The 17,198-nt window shown below is 70.1% G+C and carries 18 protein-coding genes; 10 read left to right on the top strand and 8 right to left on the bottom strand.

Annotated elements, in window-relative coordinates:
* Nucleotides 1–33: 33 nt before the first annotated feature.
* Entirely contained in the window at nt 34–1,365 is a 1,332-nt protein-coding gene (ccrA, locus tag ACSHT8_RS16585) for a crotonyl-CoA carboxylase/reductase (RefSeq protein ID WP_436501921.1), read from the bottom strand.
* Between the two features lie 169 nt (nt 1,366–1,534).
* On the opposite strand from ccrA, the gene ACSHT8_RS16580 reads away from it, so the two are divergent.
* Nucleotides 1,535–1,918, top strand: coding sequence for an SPW repeat protein (locus tag ACSHT8_RS16580; RefSeq protein ID WP_436501920.1), 384 nt, complete (start codon nt 1,535–1,537; stop codon nt 1,916–1,918).
* 45 nt (nt 1,919–1,963) lie between these two features.
* Here the strand turns inward: ACSHT8_RS16580 and ACSHT8_RS16575 are convergent, their stop codons facing one another.
* The gene (locus ACSHT8_RS16575; protein WP_436501919.1) at nt 1,964–2,527 is read right to left on the bottom strand and encodes a TetR/AcrR family transcriptional regulator; all 564 of its coding nucleotides are present in this window, start codon (nt 2,525–2,527) and stop codon (nt 1,964–1,966) included.
* 58 nt (nt 2,528–2,585) lie between these two features.
* Between ACSHT8_RS16575 and ACSHT8_RS16570 the strand changes: the two genes are divergently transcribed.
* Entirely contained in the window at nt 2,586–2,999 is a 414-nt protein-coding gene (locus ACSHT8_RS16570) for a VOC family protein (RefSeq protein WP_436501918.1), read from the top strand.
* Between the two features lie 19 nt (nt 3,000–3,018).
* Here the strand turns inward: ACSHT8_RS16570 and mce are convergent, their stop codons facing one another.
* Nucleotides 3,019–3,468: a methylmalonyl-CoA epimerase gene (mce, locus tag ACSHT8_RS16565; protein WP_436501917.1), complete on the bottom strand. Its 450-nt coding sequence runs from the start codon at nt 3,466–3,468 to the stop codon at nt 3,019–3,021.
* Between the two features lie 132 nt (nt 3,469–3,600).
* Between mce and ACSHT8_RS16560 the strand changes: the two genes are divergently transcribed.
* The 5 genes from ACSHT8_RS16560 (at nt 3,601) to ACSHT8_RS16540 (ending at nt 8,186) form a co-directional block, all read left to right on the top strand.
* A complete protein-coding gene (locus ACSHT8_RS16560) occupies nt 3,601–4,788 on the top strand; it encodes an acetyl-CoA C-acetyltransferase (protein WP_436501916.1) in 1,188 nt (395 codons plus the stop codon).
* A gap of 2 nt (nt 4,789–4,790) precedes the next feature.
* Nucleotides 4,791–5,762, top strand: coding sequence for a methylmalonyl Co-A mutase-associated GTPase MeaB (meaB, locus tag ACSHT8_RS16555; RefSeq protein ID WP_436501915.1), 972 nt, complete (start codon nt 4,791–4,793; stop codon nt 5,760–5,762).
* Nucleotides 5,763–5,822: 60 nt separating this feature from the next.
* Entirely contained in the window at nt 5,823–6,734 is a 912-nt protein-coding gene (locus ACSHT8_RS16550) for an ABC transporter ATP-binding protein (protein ID WP_436501914.1), read from the top strand.
* Nucleotides 6,731–7,780 carry an ABC transporter permease gene (locus ACSHT8_RS16545; RefSeq protein WP_436501913.1) on the top strand — a complete coding sequence of 350 codons (1,050 nt, stop codon included), beginning with the start codon at nt 6,731–6,733 and terminating at the stop codon, nt 7,778–7,780. Before ACSHT8_RS16550 ends, ACSHT8_RS16545 begins: the two co-directional genes overlap by 4 nt.
* 85 nt (nt 7,781–7,865) lie before the next feature.
* The gene (locus ACSHT8_RS16540) at nt 7,866–8,186 is read left to right on the top strand and encodes a DUF3817 domain-containing protein (protein ID WP_436501912.1); all 321 of its coding nucleotides are present in this window, start codon (nt 7,866–7,868) and stop codon (nt 8,184–8,186) included.
* On the opposite strand, the gene ACSHT8_RS16535 is transcribed toward ACSHT8_RS16540, so the two are convergent.
* Nucleotides 8,183–8,686 (bottom strand): MarR family winged helix-turn-helix transcriptional regulator, encoded by a 504-nt coding sequence (locus ACSHT8_RS16535; RefSeq protein WP_436501911.1) that lies wholly within the window; start codon nt 8,684–8,686, stop codon nt 8,183–8,185. The two genes, ACSHT8_RS16540 and ACSHT8_RS16535, sit on opposite strands and share 4 nt — an antisense overlap.
* A 28-nt stretch (nt 8,687–8,714) precedes the next feature.
* A complete protein-coding gene (locus tag ACSHT8_RS16530; protein ID WP_436501910.1) occupies nt 8,715–9,755 on the bottom strand; it encodes a DNA polymerase IV in 1,041 nt (346 codons plus the stop codon).
* A gap of 43 nt (nt 9,756–9,798) precedes the next feature.
* On the opposite strand from ACSHT8_RS16530, the gene ACSHT8_RS16525 reads away from it, so the two are divergent.
* From ACSHT8_RS16525 to ACSHT8_RS16515, 3 genes are read left to right on the top strand one after another with little or no spacing between them, the layout of a single operon-like run.
* Entirely contained in the window at nt 9,799–10,098 is a 300-nt protein-coding gene (locus tag ACSHT8_RS16525) for an MTH1187 family thiamine-binding protein (RefSeq protein ID WP_436501909.1), read from the top strand.
* A gap of 9 nt (nt 10,099–10,107) precedes the next feature.
* Nucleotides 10,108–11,016, top strand: coding sequence for an SCO6745 family protein (locus ACSHT8_RS16520; protein WP_436501908.1), 909 nt, complete (start codon nt 10,108–10,110; stop codon nt 11,014–11,016).
* 4 nt (nt 11,017–11,020) lie between these two features.
* Nucleotides 11,021–11,974, top strand: coding sequence for a co-chaperone YbbN (locus ACSHT8_RS16515; RefSeq protein ID WP_436501907.1), 954 nt, complete (start codon nt 11,021–11,023; stop codon nt 11,972–11,974).
* 46 nt (nt 11,975–12,020) lie between these two features.
* On the opposite strand, the gene ACSHT8_RS16510 is transcribed toward ACSHT8_RS16515, so the two are convergent.
* The 3 genes from ACSHT8_RS16510 to glgB form a co-directional block, all read right to left on the bottom strand.
* Nucleotides 12,021–13,448: a neutral zinc metallopeptidase gene (locus ACSHT8_RS16510; RefSeq protein ID WP_436502083.1), complete on the bottom strand. Its 1,428-nt coding sequence runs from the start codon at nt 13,446–13,448 to the stop codon at nt 12,021–12,023.
* A gap of 112 nt (nt 13,449–13,560) precedes the next feature.
* Nucleotides 13,561–14,964 (bottom strand): neutral zinc metallopeptidase, encoded by a 1,404-nt coding sequence (locus tag ACSHT8_RS16505; protein WP_436501906.1) that lies wholly within the window; start codon nt 14,962–14,964, stop codon nt 13,561–13,563.
* 82 nt (nt 14,965–15,046) lie between these two features.
* On the bottom strand, nt 15,047–17,197 hold the full coding sequence (glgB, locus tag ACSHT8_RS16500) for a 1,4-alpha-glucan branching protein GlgB (protein ID WP_436501905.1): 2,151 nt from the start codon (nt 17,195–17,197) through the stop codon (nt 15,047–15,049).
* Between the last annotated feature and the right edge of the window lies 1 nt (nt 17,198).

Genomic DNA, 17,198 nt, shown 5'->3' with positions numbered 1-17,198 from the left:
CCCACAATGAACGGGCCCTGGCGGGTGATCGAGTCACACGCCGCGGAAACGGTTGATGGCGTCGAGGTGCTTGGCGCGCATCTCGTGGTCACGCACACCGAGTCCCTCCTCCGGCGCCAGGCACAGCACGCCGACTTTGCCCTGGTGGGCGTTGCGGTGGACGTCCAGCGCGGCCTGGCCGGTGTCGGCCAGCGAGTACACCTTCGACAGCGTCGGGTGGATGAGGCCCTTGGCGATGAGCCGGTTGGCCTCCCACGACTCGCGGTAGTTCGCGAAGTGCGAGCCCACGATGCGCTTGAGGTTCATCCACAGGTACCGGTTGTCGTACTGGTGCATGTACCCGGAGGTCGACGCGCAGGTCACGATCGTGCCGCCCTTTCGGGTGACGTAGACCGAGGCGCCGAAGGTCTCCTTGCCGGGGTGCTCGAAGACGATGTCGGGGTCCTCGCCGCCGGTGAGCTCGCGGATCTTGGCCCCGAGGCGCTGCCACTCCTTCGGGTCCTGGGTGTTCTCGTCCTTCCAGAACTTGAAGCCCTCGGCGCTGCGGTCGATGATCAGGTCGGCGCCCATCTTGCGGCAGATGTCGGCCTTCTCCTGGCTGGAGACGACACACACCGGGATCGCGCCGCCGTTGAGCGCGAACTGGGTCGCGTAGGAGCCCAGGCCGCCGGAGGCGCCCCAGATCAGCACGACGTCGCCCTGCTTCATGCCCGCGCCGTTGCTCGAGACGAGCTGGCGGTAGGCGGTGGAGTTCACCAGGCCGGGGGAGGCGGCCTCTTCCCAGGTCAGGTGATTGGGCTTGGGCATGAGCTGGTTGGACTTGACCAGCGCGATCTCGGCGAGGCCGCCGAAGTTCGTCTCGAAGCCCCAGATGCGCTGCTCGGTGTCGAGCATCGTGTCGTTGTGCCCGTCGGGGCCTTCGAGCTCGACGTTGAGACAGTGCGCGACGACCTCGTCACCGGGCTTCCAGTTGTGCACGCCGGGACCGGTGCGCAGCACGACGCCCGCGAGGTCGGAGCCGACCACGTGGTAGGGCAGGTCGTGGCGCTTCGACAGCGGCGACATGCGGCCGTAGCGCCCCAGGAACTTGAACGTCGAGACCGGCTCGAAGATCGAGGTCCACACGGTGTTGTAGTTGATGGCGCTGGCCATCACCGCGACCAGGGCCTCGCCGGGGCCGAGCTCCGGCACGGGCACGTCGTCGAGGTGCAGCGACTTGCGGGGGTCCTTGTCACGCGACTCGAGTCCCTCGAACATCGCCACTTCGTCGGCGTGCACGGTGACTCCCTTGTAGGAGTCAGGGACCGGCAACGAGCCGATCGCGTCGAGCTCGTCGGCCTGGATGGCGTCGAGGATCTTCTGCACAGCGGACCTCCCGGCGAATTGGGGCGTAACGCCCAGGTGGCGAGATGTTACTTATGAGTACCCAGCGCGGGCCGTCGATGTGAGGGATGGCACGCGATCGTGCGAATGTGATATTGCCTGCGCGGCGGTGGAAGCGGACTATTGACCTTGGGATCTCCGAGCTGTGGAGGTGGTCTCGATTAGTGAGTCCGGATCGGTCGTCAAACCGTGGACCCGCCCCTACGACTGGGCCGAGGTAGTACTCGGTGTCGTCGCCATGGCGTCTCCACTCTGGATGGACACCGACAACGCCGCGATGTGGACCATGGTCGTGCTCGGCGCGCTGATCGCGCTCGATGGCCTCGTGTCGCTGGCGATGCCCGGCATGGTCGCGGGTGAGGCCGTGCAGATCGTCCTAGGTGTACTGATGTTCATCTCACCCTGGGTCATGAGCTACACCGACATGACCGGCATCGCGTGGTCCTCCTGGATCATCGGTGCCCTGACTGTGGTCGCGGGCGCCGCGGCCCTCCCTCTGGCCCAGGCGGCCAGCCGGATGGCCGGTTCCCACTGACCCACGTCCGTCGACGGGCCGCGGTCGCCGCGGCCCGCCGACCTGTCATGGCACGACCTGGTCGACCAAGTCGTCGACGAGCGCGCGTGCGTCGCCCAGGATTCCGGGCAGTGTGAGGGTTTCCACGATCAGGCCGGTCATCGCCATGTAGAGCAGCTCCACCGTCCTGCGGTGGCCGGGCAGGCCCGCGTCGAGGTGGAAGGCGACGCTGTCGTCGAGTTGCGCGCGCATGGTCGCGGTGAACGCGCGGTGCAAATCGGGTCGGCGCGTGGCCTCCAGGCGCAGTTCGAGCAGGGCGAGATAGCCCGCACGGTCCGCGGTGACCCGGTCGAGGATGTCGTGCATGAACCGCGCGACCGCGGCCCGGTCGCGGGGCGTTTCCAACGTCTTGGCCACGACCGCCGGATCGGGCGCCAGTCGGACATGGATGTGGGCGCCGACCTGGCTCAACAGCTCGTCGCGGCTGGGAAAGTAGTTCGACGCGGTGCCCGCGGGCACCCCCGCCGAGGTGTCGACCGCCCGGAAAGTCAGCCCGCGTGCTCCCTCGGCGGCCAGCACGTCGACGGCCGCGTCCACCAGCGCCCGGCGCCGGTCCTCGTTCTTACGCACTTGCCGATCGTAGACCACTACGTCTAAAGTACTCCAGACGTAGTGATTTGGAGGGTGTATGCGATTCACGAAGTTCGCAACCGCGGTGCTGGTCGACGACGTGGCGGCCGCGCGGGACTTCCTGGTGGCGCACGTGGGCATGAAGGTGACCATCGACCTGGGCTGGTACGTCGACTTCGGCCACGAGTCGGACCCGTCGTTCACCTTCGACCTCATCCAGGCCGACCACGAGTCCACCCCGGCCGCGCTGCGCGGACGCACGGTGGCCGGGACGTTCCTGGCGTTCATGGTGGAGGACGCGAAGGCCGAGGAGAACCGACTGCGGGCGGCGGGCGCGGAGATCATCGCCGAGTGCGTCGACGAGCCGTGGGGTCAGCGGCACTTCTTCGCGGCGGTGCCGGGCGGGCTGGTGCTCGACATCCTGCAGATGATCGAGCCAGACCCCGCCTGGCTGGCCGCGAACGCTGGGTGAGCTGGGCGCGAACCCGCCGTCAGTGTGCTTCGGCGGCGGGTTCGACCAGCTCGACCAGCACGCCGCCCGCGTCCTTCGGGTGGACGAAGTTGACCCGGCTGTTCGACGTGCCGCGCTTGGGCTCGTCGTAGAGCAGGCGCAGGCCCTTGGCGCGCAGGTCGGCGGCGGTCGCCTCGATGTCGGCGACGCGGTAGGCCAGCTGCTGCAGGCCGGGGCCGCTGCGGCCGATGAACTTGGCGATGGTCGACTGCTCGTTCAGCGGGGCGAGCAGCTGGATCGCGGTGCCGGAGCCGGTGTCGCCGGGGGCGCGGAGCATGGCCTCGCGGACACCCTGCTCCTCGTTGGTCTCCTCGTGGACGGAGACGAGTCCGAAGTTGTCGCGGTAGAAGGCGATGGCTTCGTCGAGGTCGGGGACGGCGATTCCGACGTGGTCGACGGCGACGACGTGCGCGGCGAGAGCATCAGTCATGCGTGAACCTTACGTCCAGCCTACCGGCGGGTAACTATTTGCTGTGCGGCTACTCACAGACGCACCTGGCGAAGGTGTTCTCCGCGAGTAAGGTCCAAGTTAACGCACGTTCGCACGTCTGAGGAGACCGCTGTGTCCGGAACCGTCATCGTCGCGGGGGCGCGCACCCCCATCGGCCGCCTGCTGGGTTCGCTGAAGGACTTCACCGGGGCGCAGCTCGGCGGAGTAGCGATCAAGGCAGCGCTGGAGAAGGCGGGCGTCAAGCCCGAGCAGGTCCAGTACACGATCATGGGCCAGGTCCTGACCGCGGGCGCGGGCCAGATCCCGGCCCGCCAGGCCGCCGTCGCCGCGGGCATCCCGATGGACGTGCCCGCCCTGACCATCAACAAGGTGTGCCTGTCCGGCCTCGACGCCATCGCGCTGGCCGACCAGCTCATCCGCGCGGGCGAGTTCGACATCGTGGTCGCGGGCGGCCAGGAGTCGATGACCCAGGCGCCGCACCTGCTGCCGAAGTCCCGCTCCGGCTTCAAGTACGGCGACGTCACCCTGCAGGACCACATGGCCTACGACGGCCTGTTCTGCGCGTTCGACCAGGTCGCGATGGGTGTGTCCACCGAGAAGGTGAACGCCCGCTACGACCTGACCCGCGAGGAGCAGGACGCCTTCGCCGCCGCGTCGCACCAGAAGGCGGCCAAGGCGATCGCCGACGGTGTGTTCGCCGACGAGATCGCCCCGGTCACCATCCCGCAGCGCAAGGGCGACCCGGTCGTCTTCGACACCGACGAGGGCGTGCGCGGCGAGACCACCGCCGAGTCGCTGGCCAAGCTGCGTCCGGCGTTCGCCAGCGACGGCACCATCACCGCGGGCTCGGCCTCGCAGATCTCCGACGGCGCGGCCGCGGTGGTCGTCATGAGCAAGGCCAAGGCCGAGGAACTGGGCCTGTCCTGGATCGCCGAGATCGGCGCGCACGGCGTCGTGGCCGGTCCGGACGCCAGCCTGCACGAGCAGCCGTCCAACGCGATCAAGGCCGCGCTGGCCAAGCAGGGCCTGGCGGCCTCCGACCTCGACCTGGTCGAGATCAACGAGGCGTTCGCCGCGGTCGGCGTGGTGTCGACGCAGAAGCTGGGCATCTCCGAGGACATCGTCAACGTGAACGGCGGCGCGATCGCCCTCGGTCACCCGATCGGTGCCTCCGGTGCTCGCCTGATCGTGCACTTGGCGTACGAGCTCAAGCGTCGCGGCGGCGGCGTCGGCGCGGCCGCGCTGTGCGGTGGCGGCGGCCAGGGCGACGCGCTGATCATCAGCGTGCCCAAGGCCTGAGCTTGGCCCGTCAGGTCGACGTAGCCGATCTGGTCGACCGCGCGCGGCAGCGACAGCCGCGCGCGGTCGCCCGGCTCATCTCCCTGGTCGAGGACGCCAGTCCGCAGCTGCGCGAGGTCGCCGCGGCGCTGGCGCCCCTCGGCGGGCGGGCCCAGGTCATCGGGCTCACCGGGTCGCCAGGGGTCGGCAAGTCGACGACCACTTCGGCGTTGGTCGCCGCCTACCGCGGCCAGGGCAAGCGTGTCGGCGTGCTCGCCGTCGACCCGTCGTCGCCGTTCTCCGGCGGCGCGCTGCTCGGCGACCGCATCCGCATGCAGGACCACGCCACGGATCCGGACGTGTTCATCCGGTCGATGGCCACCCGCGGCCACCTCGGCGGCATGGCCTGGGCCACCCCGCAGGCGCTGCGCGTGCTCGACGCGGCGGGCTTCGACGTCGTGCTCGTCGAGACTGTCGGGGTTGGACAGTCCGAAGTGGAGGTCGTGGGCCTCGCCGACACCACGCTGGTGCTGCTGGCGCCGGGAATGGGTGACGGCATCCAGGCGGCGAAGGCGGGCATCCTGGAGATCGCCGACGTCTTCGTGGTCAACAAGGCCGACCGCGACGGCGCCGACACGACCGTGCGCGAGCTGAAGTACATGATCTCGTTGGGGCGCCGGGAGATCCGCGGCGCCAGCTGGCGCCAGCCGATCGTCAAGACGGTCGCCGCGCGCGCCGAGGGCATCGCCGAGGTGGTCGAGGCCATCGACTCCCACCGCGACTGGATGATCGCCCACGGTGAGCTGGAGGAACGCCGGGCAACCCGCGCCCGCACCGAGATCGAGGCGATCGCGGTCGAGTCCCTGCGCGCCCGCCTGGCCGACGTGCACGGCGGCGACGCCCTCGACGGACTGGCCAAACGCGTCATGTCGGGCGAACTCGACCCCTATTCCGCCGCGGACTCGCTGATCGAGAGCGTCCAACAGTCCAATTAGGCTGGTCCGACCGGCCCAAACTGTCGATGCGCGGTCTAGACCGGTACTACCTTGGTGACCATGACAGTCACCACGGAAGCGATCGTGGTCGAGGACATTCGTAAGTCGTATGGGGAGCTCAAAGCCGTTGACGGTGTCTCGTTCACCGTCGCCGAGGGCGAGTTCTTCGGCATCCTCGGACCCAACGGCGCGGGCAAGACGACCACTCTGGAGATCGTCGAGGGCCTGCGCGAGCCGGACGGCGGCAGCGTGCGGCTGCTCGGCGAGAGCCCGTTCCCGCGCAACAAGGCGCTGCTGCCCCGGATGGGCGTGCAGCTGCAGGCGTCGGCGTTCTTCGAGAAGCTGACCGCCCGTGAGCAGCTGCGCACGTTCGGCGCGCTCTACGGCGTTGCCCCGGCCAAGGCCGATGAGATGCTCGAACTCGTCGGGCTCACCGACAAGGCCGACACCCGCGAGGACAAGCTGTCCGGCGGCCAGCGCCAGCGGCTGTCGATCGCTTGCGCGCTCGTCCACGACCCGGACGTCGTCTTCCTCGACGAGCCCACCGCCGCCCTCGACCCACAGGCCCGGCGCAACCTCTGGGACGTGCTGCGCGCGATCCAGGAGCGGGGCAAGACCATCGTCTACACCACGCACTACCTCGACGAGGCCGAGATCCTGTGCGACCGCGTCGCGATCATGGACACCGGCCGCATCCTGGCGATGGATGCCCCGGCGACGCTCGTGCGCGGCCTCGACGCGCCCACCCACGTCATCCTCGAACGCGGCTCGCTGTCCCTGGAGGACGCCCAGGCGCTCGTCGGCGCCGACACCGCCCATGAGGACGATGTCTCGCTCACCATCTCCACCCGCACCCCGGCGCCGGTGCTGTCCGCGCTGGCCGAGCGGGGCACGCTCGACGGGCTCCAGGTGCGCACCGCCACCCTCGAGGACGTCTTCCTCGACCTGACCGGACGGGAGTACCGAGCATGAAGGGCGCTTTCAAGAGCCTTTCGGTTGCCATGGTCAAGGGCTTCGTGCGCGACAAGGCCACGCTGTTCTTCACCTTCGTCTTCCCGCTGATGTTCCTCGTCGTATTCGGCCTGCTGTTCCGCGACGCGGGCGCGGAGAAGCTCAAGCTCGGCGCGGTCGGCGACGGCCCCGTCCTCGCGGCGCTGGAGCAGTCGGGCGCGGTCGAGTTGGAGCGCTTCGACTCCCTCGACGCGGGCGTGCAGAAGGTCCGCGACGGTGACCTGCCCGGTCTCGTCGAGGCCACCGGCACCAAGGTCGACCTGCGGTTCGCCGCGAGCGACCAGGCCCAGGCCGGTCTGGTGCGCGGCATCGTCGCGGGCGTCACCCAAGAGCTGAACATCCGCGCGACCGGCCAACCGCCGCGCTTCGAGTTCACCGCCGCCCAGGTCGAGGACGCATCCCTCAAGCCGATCCAGTACCTGACGCCGGGCATCCTGTCGTGGGGCATCGCGGTCACGGCCGTGTTCGGCGCCGCGCTGACGATGGTCAACTGGCGGCGCAAGCAGGTCCTGCGCAGGCTGCGTCTGGCCCCGGTGACGCCGACCACTGTGCTCAGCTCGCGCCTCAGCGTCACGATCGGCGTGGCGATCGCGCAGGCGATCGTGTTCGTCGGCGTGGCGTTGCTGCCGGTGTTCGGACTGCGACTGTCCGGCACCTGGTGGATGTCGATTCCCGTGTTCCTCAGCGGAATCCTGGCGTTCTTCGCCATCGGCATGCTCATCGGCGCGTTCACCAAGACCGAGGAAGCCGCGACCGGAGCGGCCAACATCGTCGTGCTGCCGATGGCGTTCCTGTCCGGCACGTTCTTCCCCATCGACGCCGCGCCGCCGTGGCTGCAGACGGTGTCGAAGGTGTTCCCGTTGCGGCACATGAACGACGGCATGATGGACTTCCTGGTCCGCGGCAAGTCCGCCGCCGCCCTGGTCGTGCCATGCGCCGTCCTGATCGGCTTCACCCTCGTTGTGGGCTTCATCGCCTCGAAGGTCTTCACTTGGGAGGACAGCTAGAAACCCGCGTGTGACCTGGCGACTTCGCTGTGTTCACAAGGCACCCGGTGGGGGCGTGAGGGGGCTCACGCTCCACACTGGAGCCATGTTCGACACCGCTGCCAGATTCCGCGCCGTCGCCATCGCCGAGGCCTTCTCCTGGCTCGGCCTTCTCGTCGGCATGTTCTTCAAGTACGCCACCGACTTCGGCGACCTCGGGGTGAAGGTCTTCGGGCCGATCCACGGCGCCGTGTTCGTGATCTACCTCGCTGTGACCGCGTTCACCGCGCGCGAGCAGCGCTGGGACCTGTGGACGACGGCGTGGGCCTTCGTCTCGAGCATCCCGCCGCTGGCCACGATCGTCTTCGAGCGCTGGGTGCTGCGCACCGGCAAGCTCGACCCGGTGGCCGCGCGCCAGACCATCTAGTCCTGGAAGTCGCCCGCCGCCTTGCGCACCTTCGCGAGGAGGTCGGTGAGCTGGGCGGTCTGCCGGTCGGTTAGGCCGTGCAGACCAAAGTCGACAGACGTCACCGCCGCCGTGGCCTGGGCGCGCAATTCGCGCCCGGCCTCGGTGATCTCGGCCAGCGTGGTGCGGCGGTCGGTCGGGTGCGGCATCCGCCGGACCAGGCCGTCGGCCTCGAGCCGGTCGACGATGTTGGTCACGCTCGTCGGGTGCAGCTGCAGCCGCTCGCCCATGACGCGCATCGGCAGGCTCCCACGTGATGAGAACGTGAGCAGCACCAGCGCCTCGTAGCGGGCGAAGGTGAGGCCGTGCGGCTTCAGCGCTCCGTCCACAGCGGACTGGAGGATCTGCTGCACGCGCATGACGCTCGTCACCGCGGCCATGGTCGTCGAGTCGCCGATCCGCTCGCGCCACAGCTCCGCGGCCCGGGCGATCGGATCGAATGGCAACGTACGCGGCCTCATGACCAGCAAGTTACCAGCCAGGAACCGCTCAGTAGCCCTCGACGGGCGGCTCGAACTCCGCCCGCACGCCCAGCAGTCGGACGGGCCTGTCCACGTCGAACCGGCCCAGCGCGGTCAGCGCCGCCGACTCGATCTCGGCCGCCGCTCTCGTCGGGCCGGGCAGCGTCACGCTGCGGCTCTTCGTGAAGAACGGCGCGAACCGCGCCTTCACCCCGACCCGGATCACCGGCCGGTCCTCCCGGTCCACGTCGGCCATGAGCTGCCCGACGAGCCGCACGATCGCCTCGCGCAGGTCGTCCGGCTCGGTGAGGTCCTGCTGGAAGGTGGTTTCCCGGCTGTGCGACCGGGCCACCCACGGCGTCCCGGTCACCTCGGCTGAACCGGCGCCCAGGCCGAGGGAGTGCAGCCACGGGCCGATCGTCGGACCCATCCGGGTGGCCAGCGCCTCGGGGTCGGCCGCCGCGAGGTCACGCACCGTGTTCAGGCCAAGCTCGGCGAGCTTGCGGGCGGTCTTGGTCCCGATGCCCCACAGCGCGTCGGTCGGACAGTCGCCCATCACCTCGAACCAGGTGTCCTTGGTGAGCTGGAACACGCCCGCGGGTTTCCCGAAGTCGGTGGCCAGCTTCGCGCGCAGCTTGTTGTCGCCGATCCCGACCGAGCAGTGCAGTGCGGTCGCGTCGAGCACGGCGTCGTGGATCCGCTTGGCCAGCGCGACCGGGTCGTCGGTCTCGGCGCCGAGGAACGCCTCGTCCCAGCCGAGCACCTCCAGCGGGAAGCCGAACCCGCGCAGCACCGCCATCACCTCGGCGGACGCGGCGGTGTACGCCTCGGGGTCGCTGGGCAGGAACACCGCGTCCGGGCAGCGCTTGACCGCCAGCTTCATCGGCAGCCCCGACCGCACCCCGAACTTCCGCGCCTCATACGACGCCGTCGCCACCACCGCGCGCTCGGTCGGGTCGCCGCGGCCGCCGACGACCACCGGCAGGCCCCGCAGCTCAGGTCTGCGCAGGACCTCGACCGCGGCGATGAACTGGTCGAGGTCGACGTGCAGCACCCAGTGGTCGGCCACGTGGCTAGTGTGCCCCGGGGAACGCCGATCCGAAGGAGAAGCCGTGCTCGTCGCCTTCAGTGTCAGCCCGCTCGGCGGGGAGTCGGAGAACGTCGGCGAGGCCGTCGCCGCGGCCGTGCGGGTCGTGCGCGAATCCGGCCTGCCGAACGAGACCACGGCCATGTTCACCACGATCGAGGGCGAGTGGGACGAGGTGATGGCCGTGGTCAAGAAGGCCACCGACGTCCTGCTGGAGAACTTTCCGCGCGTCGGGCTGGTGCTCAAGGCAGATATCCGGCCCGGTCACACAGGTCAGCTGACCGCGAAGGTCGAAAGGGTCGAGCGCTACCTCGCCGACTCATAGGATCGCGGCATGGACCCGCGCCAGTTGTGGCTGTGCTTCGAGCCGTATCACGACGTCACCTACTTCACCCCCGAGTCGATCGCCGAGACCGACGCCCTCGGCTGCAAGGGCCGGTGGATGGGCTACTTCGGCATGCGCGCCGCGCCGCTGGGCGCCGCCCCGGCCTGGCTGGTGACGAGCCTGTTCTACAACTTCCACCCGTCCATGGTCGAGCGCGCGTTGCCGGAGGCGTGGGACATCGCCTCGCCCGCGGAGTTCCTGCGCGCCAGGCTGGCCGGGGTCGACGCGGCGCTGCGCCGGATGCTCGGCGACGAGGTCGTCGAGGGCCAGGACATCGCCGAGGCCGCCGACATCGCCCGCGCCGTCGCGCCGTGGATTCCCACCGCCGGACGCCCGCTGGGCGCCGCGAACGCCGCGCTGGAGCTGCCCGAGCAGCCGCACCTCGCGCTGTGGCAGGTCACCACGACCCTGCGCGAGTCCCGCGGCGACGGGCACGTGGCCGCGCTGGTCACCGCGGGCCTCGACGAGTGCGAGACGCTCGTGCTGTTCGGCGCCGACAAGGGCCTGCCCGGCGAGTACCTGCGCGCCGCCCGCAAGTGGTCGGAGGGCGAGTGGACCGCGGCCGACCAGCGCCTACGCGAACGCGGCCTGCTGGGCGACGACGGCGCGCTGTCCGACGAGGGCCGCGACCTGCGCGACACCGTCGAGGCGCTGACCGACGAGGCCGCCGCCGCGCCGTGGATCGAGCTGGGCGAGCAGGGCACGGCGCGGCTGGTGGAGCTGCTCGCGCCGCTGTCGCTGCGGCTCAGCAGGCAGAACGAGGTGATGCGGCGCAACCCGATGGGTCTGGACCCCGAGGCCGCGCTCGCCGAGATGGCCGGGAGCCCGGACGCCGCCGAAACGACCATGTCAGGATGACACCGTGACTAGGCCAGATCCACGCCAGACCGCCGCCCTGTCTGCCGCCCTCTCCCGGGCCGTCGACCTGTCCGCCCTCAAGGCCCGGGCGGACACCGCCGCCAAGGCTCCCACCGGTGCCGCTCCGGCGCCCACCAGCGCGTTCGCCACCGACGTGACCGAGGCTACGTTCCAGACCGAGGTCGTCGAGCGGTCGATGGACGTGCCCGTGCTGGTCGCGCTGCACGCGAGTTGGTCGGCCCAGTCCCAGCAGCTGCTCACCCTGCTCGACCGCCTGGTCGCCGAGTACAACGGCGCGTGGCGGCTGTGCAAGGTCGACGTCGAGACCAGCCCCCGCGTCGCCCAGCTCTTCGGCGCCCAGTCGGTGCCGATGGTCGTGGCGATCGCCGCGGGCCAGCCGGTCGAGGCATTCGCCGAGGTCCCCCCGGAGGAGCGCCTCCGCCAGTGGATCGGCGGCCTGCTCGACGCCCTCCGCGACCGCATGCCCGGCATCCGCGCCGCCGAGGAAGCCGCCCCGGCGGGCGCCGCCGCGCCGGAACCGGAGCCGGAGGACGAGCGCTTCATCGCCGCCGAGACCGCGTTCGAACAGGGCGACTACACCGCCGCGGCCGCCGCCTACCAGTCCATCCTCGACGCCGAACCCGGCAACGAGGAAGCCAAGGCCGCCCTCGCCCAGGTCGAGTTCCTCGCCCGCACCGAGGCCACCGACCCGTCGGTGATCGTCCGCGCCGACATGTCCCCGGACGACGTCGACGCCCAGGTCGCCGCCGCGGACCTGGAACTGGCGGGCCAGCAAGTGGAGGTGGCCTTCACCCGCCTGATCAACACGGTGCGGCGCACCGCGGGCGACGACCGCGACAAGGCCCGCACCCACCTGGTGTCGCTGTTCGACCTGTTCGCCGCCGACGACCCGCGGGTGGCCAAGGCCCGCCGCGACCTCGCCAGCGCGCTGTACTGAGACAGCAAAAGGAGCCCCGGCAGCGCGCCGGGGCTCCTTTGTCGTCTCAGCTGAACTGGGTCGCGCAGCCCTTGTCGCCGTCGAAGTAGCCGACCCGGAACGCCTCGACGCGGGCGAAGCCGGACGGGATCTGCACGCCCTTGACGTCGGCGGCGATCAGGCTGCTGTCCTGCAGCAGCTCCGCCACCGCCTCGTCGAGGTCGCCGACGGCGATGTGCAGGCCGCCGTCGCCGTCGCCGGGGACCTTGTCGACGGTGAACGCGGCCCAGGCGCCGGTCAGGCAGGCCGTGCGGAGGCCGGCCTTCTCGCCCTCCATGTTCGCGCCCACCGACTTCTGGATCGACAGCGAGTACCGCGACGCGATCTCGGCGAACGCGGCGAAATCGCCGATGCCGTTGCCGTCCTCACCCGGTTCCTGACCGCGTTTGGGCGGCGTGGCGATCTTCTTCAGCGCCTTGAGATCGATGGAGACCACGTTCTCTTCCGCGCAGTACGTCGCGGGCGGCGTCGAGGTGCCGTCGGCGCACTTCGCGCCGCTGTCCTTGATCTCGGGCGGGGCGGCGCCGGTGCGCTTGAATGCCTCGTCCAGGCTCTTGCGCAGCAAGCCCTGGTTCTTCTGGGTGGCGACGTCGACCTGGCCGCCGACCTCCTCGTCCTGCTCGTCGCGCTCCTTCTCGGCGATGCGGCTGTTGATCTCGGCGGGGTCCATCCGCGCGCAGCGCTTGGGGCCCTCGGTGAAGCCCGCCTGGAACGCGAAGACGCGGTCGAACGCCAGGCCGTGCGCGCCCTGCTTGTTGGCCGACAGGCCAGCCGGGTCGCGGATGAAGAACATCGTGGCGAGCACCTGGTTGAGGCCCTTGCCGACGTTGATCTCGAAGTGCTTGGCCTTGCCCTCGGCGACGTGCCGGAAGAACGCGCCCGCGTAGCAGTCGGCCTGCTGTTCCTTGACGATCGTCGGCGTGCCCTGGCCGATGTTGCTCTTCTTGCCCAGCCGGAACTGCACGGCGTGGCCCATCTCGTGGGCGAGCACCGCGACAACCGACATCGGGCCGAACTGCTTGTCCAGCATCGGCAGCAGCACGCCGCGGTCCCACGACACGCTGTCGTCGAGGCTGCAGTAGAACGCGTTGACCGACTTCGCCGTCGACGCGTTGCACACCTTCAGCGCGGTGCCGTTGGAGTCGTACGAGACGAGTCGCTTGAGTGGCTCGAACTTCTGGCCGTCGAAGTCGGCGGGCATCCGCTCGGTCCAGTAGTCGTAGATGTCGGCCAGCGCGTTGACCGCGAGCCGGTCCATCTCGCCCTTGTCGGCGTTGTCGACGGTGAACTCGGCGTTGCCCACGCCCTGCTTGGGTCCACTGGGCTTCGAGTTGTCGATCGGGATGCCCGCCGCGGTGCCCGCGTCGATGTCACCGACGGCGCGTGGGGTGCCGGTGATGGTCTTGCCGCAGCCACCGAGCTGCGTGGCCAGCATGGCCGCAGCCGCCAGCGTCGCCGCGATCCTGATCCGCACGTTCACTCCCACCCGTTATGCCTGGCTGCACCCTACTGGGGAGTCCGGATCGTCGTGCGCCGATCCGGACATGTCAGGTGAGACCGCACTTCTCGCCGCCCTGGGTGAAGCCGTCGCGGAAGGCGGTGACGCGGTCGAAACCCGCGTCGATCGACGCGCCCTTGGCGTCGCGGGCGGCGTAGTCGTAGTCGAGGAGGACCTGCACGGCCTCGTCGAGGTCGCCGGGGGAGAGGAAGCGCTGCTCGGCGGCGAACAGCGAGCCGGTGAACGCACCCGCCAGGCACACGATCGACTTCTGCGCGTCGGCCCCGTCGGTGGGCTTGCCCGCGATGGCCAGCGCGGCCACCCCGAACCGGCTGGCGATGAGGGCGCCGGTGGCGAAGTCGCCGATGTCGGCGTGGATCTTCGGGAGTTCCTTCTTGTTGTCCACCTCGACCCGACCGCCGTCCGGGCAGTACGCGACGGGCCCCTGCTTGCCGCCGCCGCACTGCGGGGCCTGCCCGACGGTGCTGACCTTCGGCTCGGTCCACGTCTTGCCCGACTTGGCCATCAGCGCGGCGAAGTATTCGTTGAGCTTCGGCGAGATCGACTCGACGATCTGGTCGAACCGCAGATTGCCGCCGCGCGCCTGGTCACCGGCGTCGATGAAGCCGCTGAGGGTGAAGGTCCGGTTGTCGACCGTCATCTTGGCGCACAGGTCGACGCCCTTCTCGTAGCCGTCCTGGAACGCCGACACCCGGTCGAACGCGTCGCCGTGCGCGCCGCGGTCGGTCTGCTCGGTCCCGATCGGATCGCGGAAGCTGATCAGCGATTCGAGGGCGGAGTCCAGCCGTTCCTTGGCGATGTTCAGGTGTTCGGCCTTGCCGTCGGCGACCCAGCGGACGAACGAGCCCGCGTAGCAGTCGGCCATGGCCTCGATGAGGATCGTGGGGAACTTCTTGGGGTTCTCCCTGCGCTGGTCGAGCCCGGCGCCCGTCCGGTTCTGCACCGCGTGGCCGTACTCGTGGGCCAGCACCAGCATCACCGCGGCCTCGCCGAACCGGTCCCGCAGCACCGGCAGCAGCGCGGCCCGATCCCAGGCGATGATGTCGGCGGAGGGGCAGTAGAAGGCGTTGCCCTCGACGTCGTTGGCCTTGTCGGTGCAGGGCGGCGCCTGGCTCTCGGCGTCGGAGGTGTCGACGGAGAAGTAGCCGCCCTTGAGGTCGGTGAACTCCTTGCCGAAGGTGTCGGGGAAGGCCTGCTCCCAGTAGGCCCGCACATCGGTGATCACCGTGGCGGCGAGCCGGTCGATCTCGCCCTTGTCGGTGTTCTCGACGAAGGACGGGTCGACGCCGCCGGGATTGCCCGGCTCGTCCCTGGACATGACCGTGCCCTGGCCGACGGGGGTGCCGGGGACGGTGGTCGTGCAGGCGGTGACGGCCACCACCAGCACGAGGGCCAGCGAGAGCCGGACACGATGACCAAGCAGGGAGCGCACGGCTCCAGTGTGCCCCAGCCCGCAGGCCACCGGGCCAGAACGGTCCCGCGAGCAGCTCACAGCCGTCCGCGGGCAGGCGGGATCACTCCGGGGCGAGCCAGAGGACGCCCTGGGGAGGCAGTTGGAGCTTGGCCGATGCCTGCCGCCCATGCCAGGGCACGTCCTCGGCGTCCACCCCGCCGTAGTTGCCCACACCCGACCCGCCATACCCCGACGCGTCCGTGTTGAGCACCTCGCGCCACCGTCCGCCGCGCGGCAGCCCCACCCGGTAGTCGTGATGCGGCATCCCGGCGAAGTTGGCGACACACACCAATTCCTCCGCGCCCGCCGACCGCACGAAGCTGATCACGTTCCCCGCGGAATCGTTGGCGTCGATCCACGAGAACCCCTCAGGCCCTGTGTCCGCCCCGTACAGCGCCGGGCTCTCCCGATACACCGCGTTCAGGTCCGCGACAAGCGACCGCACGCCCAGGTGCAGCGGGTCGTCCAGCAGGTCCCAGTCCAGCGACCGCCCCTCCGACCACTCCCTGACCTGCCCGAACTCCCCGCCCATGAACAGCAGCTGCTTGCCGGGGTGCGCCCACATGTACGCCAGCAGCGCCCGCAGCCCAGCCGCCTTGTTCCAGTCGTCGCCCGGCATCCGCGTCCACAGGGAGCCCTTGCCGTGCACGACCTCGTCGTGCGACAGCGGCAGCACGAAATTCTCACTCCACGCGTACATCAGCGAGAACGTCAACTCGTTGTGGTGAAACGCCCGGTGCACCGGATCGTGGCTGGTGTAGCGCAGCGTGTCGTGCATCCAGCCCATGTTCCACTTGAAGCCGAACCCGAGCCCACCGAGGTGCGTCGGCCGCGTCACGCCTGGCCACGCCGTCGACTCCTCGGCGATCATCACCGTGCCAGGGTGGTGCTTGTAGACGGTCGCGTTCAGCTCCTGCAGGAACGCCACCGCGTCCAGGTTCTCCCGGCCGCCGTGGATGTTGGGCAGCCACTCGCCGTCGTTGCGCGAATAGTCGAGGTACAGCATCGACGCGACGGCGTCGACCCGCAGCCCGTCGACGTGGAACTCCTCCAGCCAGTACAGCGCGTTCGCGACCAGGAAGTTACGCACCTCCGGGCGGCCGAAGTCGAACACCAGCGTGCCCCAGTCCGGCTGCTCGCCGCGCCGCGGATCGCCGTGTTCGTACAGCGGCCCGCCGTCGAACCGGGCCAGCGCCCACGAGTCGCGCGGGAAGTGCGCGGGCACCCAGTCGACCAGCACGCCGATGCCCCGCTGGTGCAGCGTGTCGACGAAGAACCGGAAGTCGTCCGGACCGCCGAACCGCGACGTCGGCGCGTAGTACGACGTGACCTGGTACCCCCACGACCCGCCGAACGGGTGCTCGGCGACCGGCAGCAGCTCGACGTGGGTGAAGTTGTGCTCGGCCAGGTAGTCGCCGAGTTGCTCGGCGAGCTCCCGGTAGCCGAGGCCCTGCCGCCACGAGCCGAGGTGCACCTCGTAGACGCTCATCGGCGCCCGGCTCCAGTCGGTGGCGTCGCGGCGCTCGACCCAGTCCGCGTCGCCCCACTCGTAGTCCGAAATGGACACAACGGACGCGGTCGCGGGCGGCACCTCGGTGGCGAACGCCATCGGGTCGGCCTTCTCGTGCCACGAGCCGTCGGCGGCGTGGATGCGGAACTTGTACCGCGTCCCGGCCCCGACCCCCGGCACGAACAACTCCCACACCCCGGACGACCCGAGCGACCGCATCGGCGTCGCCCGCCCGTCCCAGCCGTCGAAGTCGCCGCACACCCGCACGCCGCGCGCCGTCGGCGCCCACACCGCGAACGACGTGCCGCTGACCGGCCCCGACGGGGTGTCGTAGGTGCGCACCCGCGCGCCCATGACGTCCCACAGCCGCTCGTGCCGCCCCTCGCCGAACAGGTGCAGATCAAGCTCGCCCAGGGTCGGCAGCCAGCGGTACGGGTCGTCCACGACCAGCGGGTCGGCCCCGTAGTCGACCTCCAGCCGGTACTCGTCCGGGCGCTCGGGCAGCGTGGCCTCGAACAGCCCGCCGCCGAGGTCGTCGAGGTCGTAGCGGTCGGGCCCGACGAGCGCCGTCACGCCCTTGGCGTGCGGACGCAGGGTCCGCACCACGCCCCCACCGGGTCTGCCAGGGTCCGGGTGGACGCCGAGCAGCGAATGGGGATCGTGGTGGGCACCCGCGAGCAGGCGCTCGATCTCAGAAACCAAA

Origin of the sequence: Actinokineospora sp. HUAS TT18, from assembly GCF_051364635.1 — a bacterium.
In the GTDB taxonomy this organism is placed as follows: Bacteria; Actinomycetota; Actinomycetes; order Mycobacteriales; family Pseudonocardiaceae; genus Actinokineospora.
This window is presented reverse-complemented; position numbering and strand designations above follow the sequence as displayed.

What these genes read in the sequence shown, in the direction of transcription:
- ACSHT8_RS16535 (WP_436501911.1), bottom strand. Translation starts at nt 8,686, where the DNA reads ATGAGGCCGCGTACGTTGCCATTCGATCCGATCGCCCGGGCCGCGGAG.
- ACSHT8_RS16570 (WP_436501918.1), top strand. Translation starts at nt 2,586, where the DNA reads ATGCGATTCACGAAGTTCGCAACCGCGGTGCTGGTCGACGACGTGGCG.
- ACSHT8_RS16540 (WP_436501912.1), top strand. Translation starts at nt 7,866, where the DNA reads ATGTTCGACACCGCTGCCAGATTCCGCGCCGTCGCCATCGCCGAGGCC.
- mce (WP_436501917.1), bottom strand. Translation starts at nt 3,468, where the DNA reads ATGACTGATGCTCTCGCCGCGCACGTCGTCGCCGTCGACCACGTCGGA.
- ACSHT8_RS16550 (WP_436501914.1), top strand. Translation starts at nt 5,823, where the DNA reads ATGACAGTCACCACGGAAGCGATCGTGGTCGAGGACATTCGTAAGTCG.
- ACSHT8_RS16545 (WP_436501913.1), top strand. Translation starts at nt 6,731, where the DNA reads ATGAAGGGCGCTTTCAAGAGCCTTTCGGTTGCCATGGTCAAGGGCTTC.
- ACSHT8_RS16520 (WP_436501908.1), top strand. Translation starts at nt 10,108, where the DNA reads ATGGACCCGCGCCAGTTGTGGCTGTGCTTCGAGCCGTATCACGACGTC.
- ACSHT8_RS16510 (WP_436502083.1), bottom strand. Translation starts at nt 13,448, where the DNA reads ATGCTGGCCACGCAGCTCGGTGGCTGCGGCAAGACCATCACCGGCACC.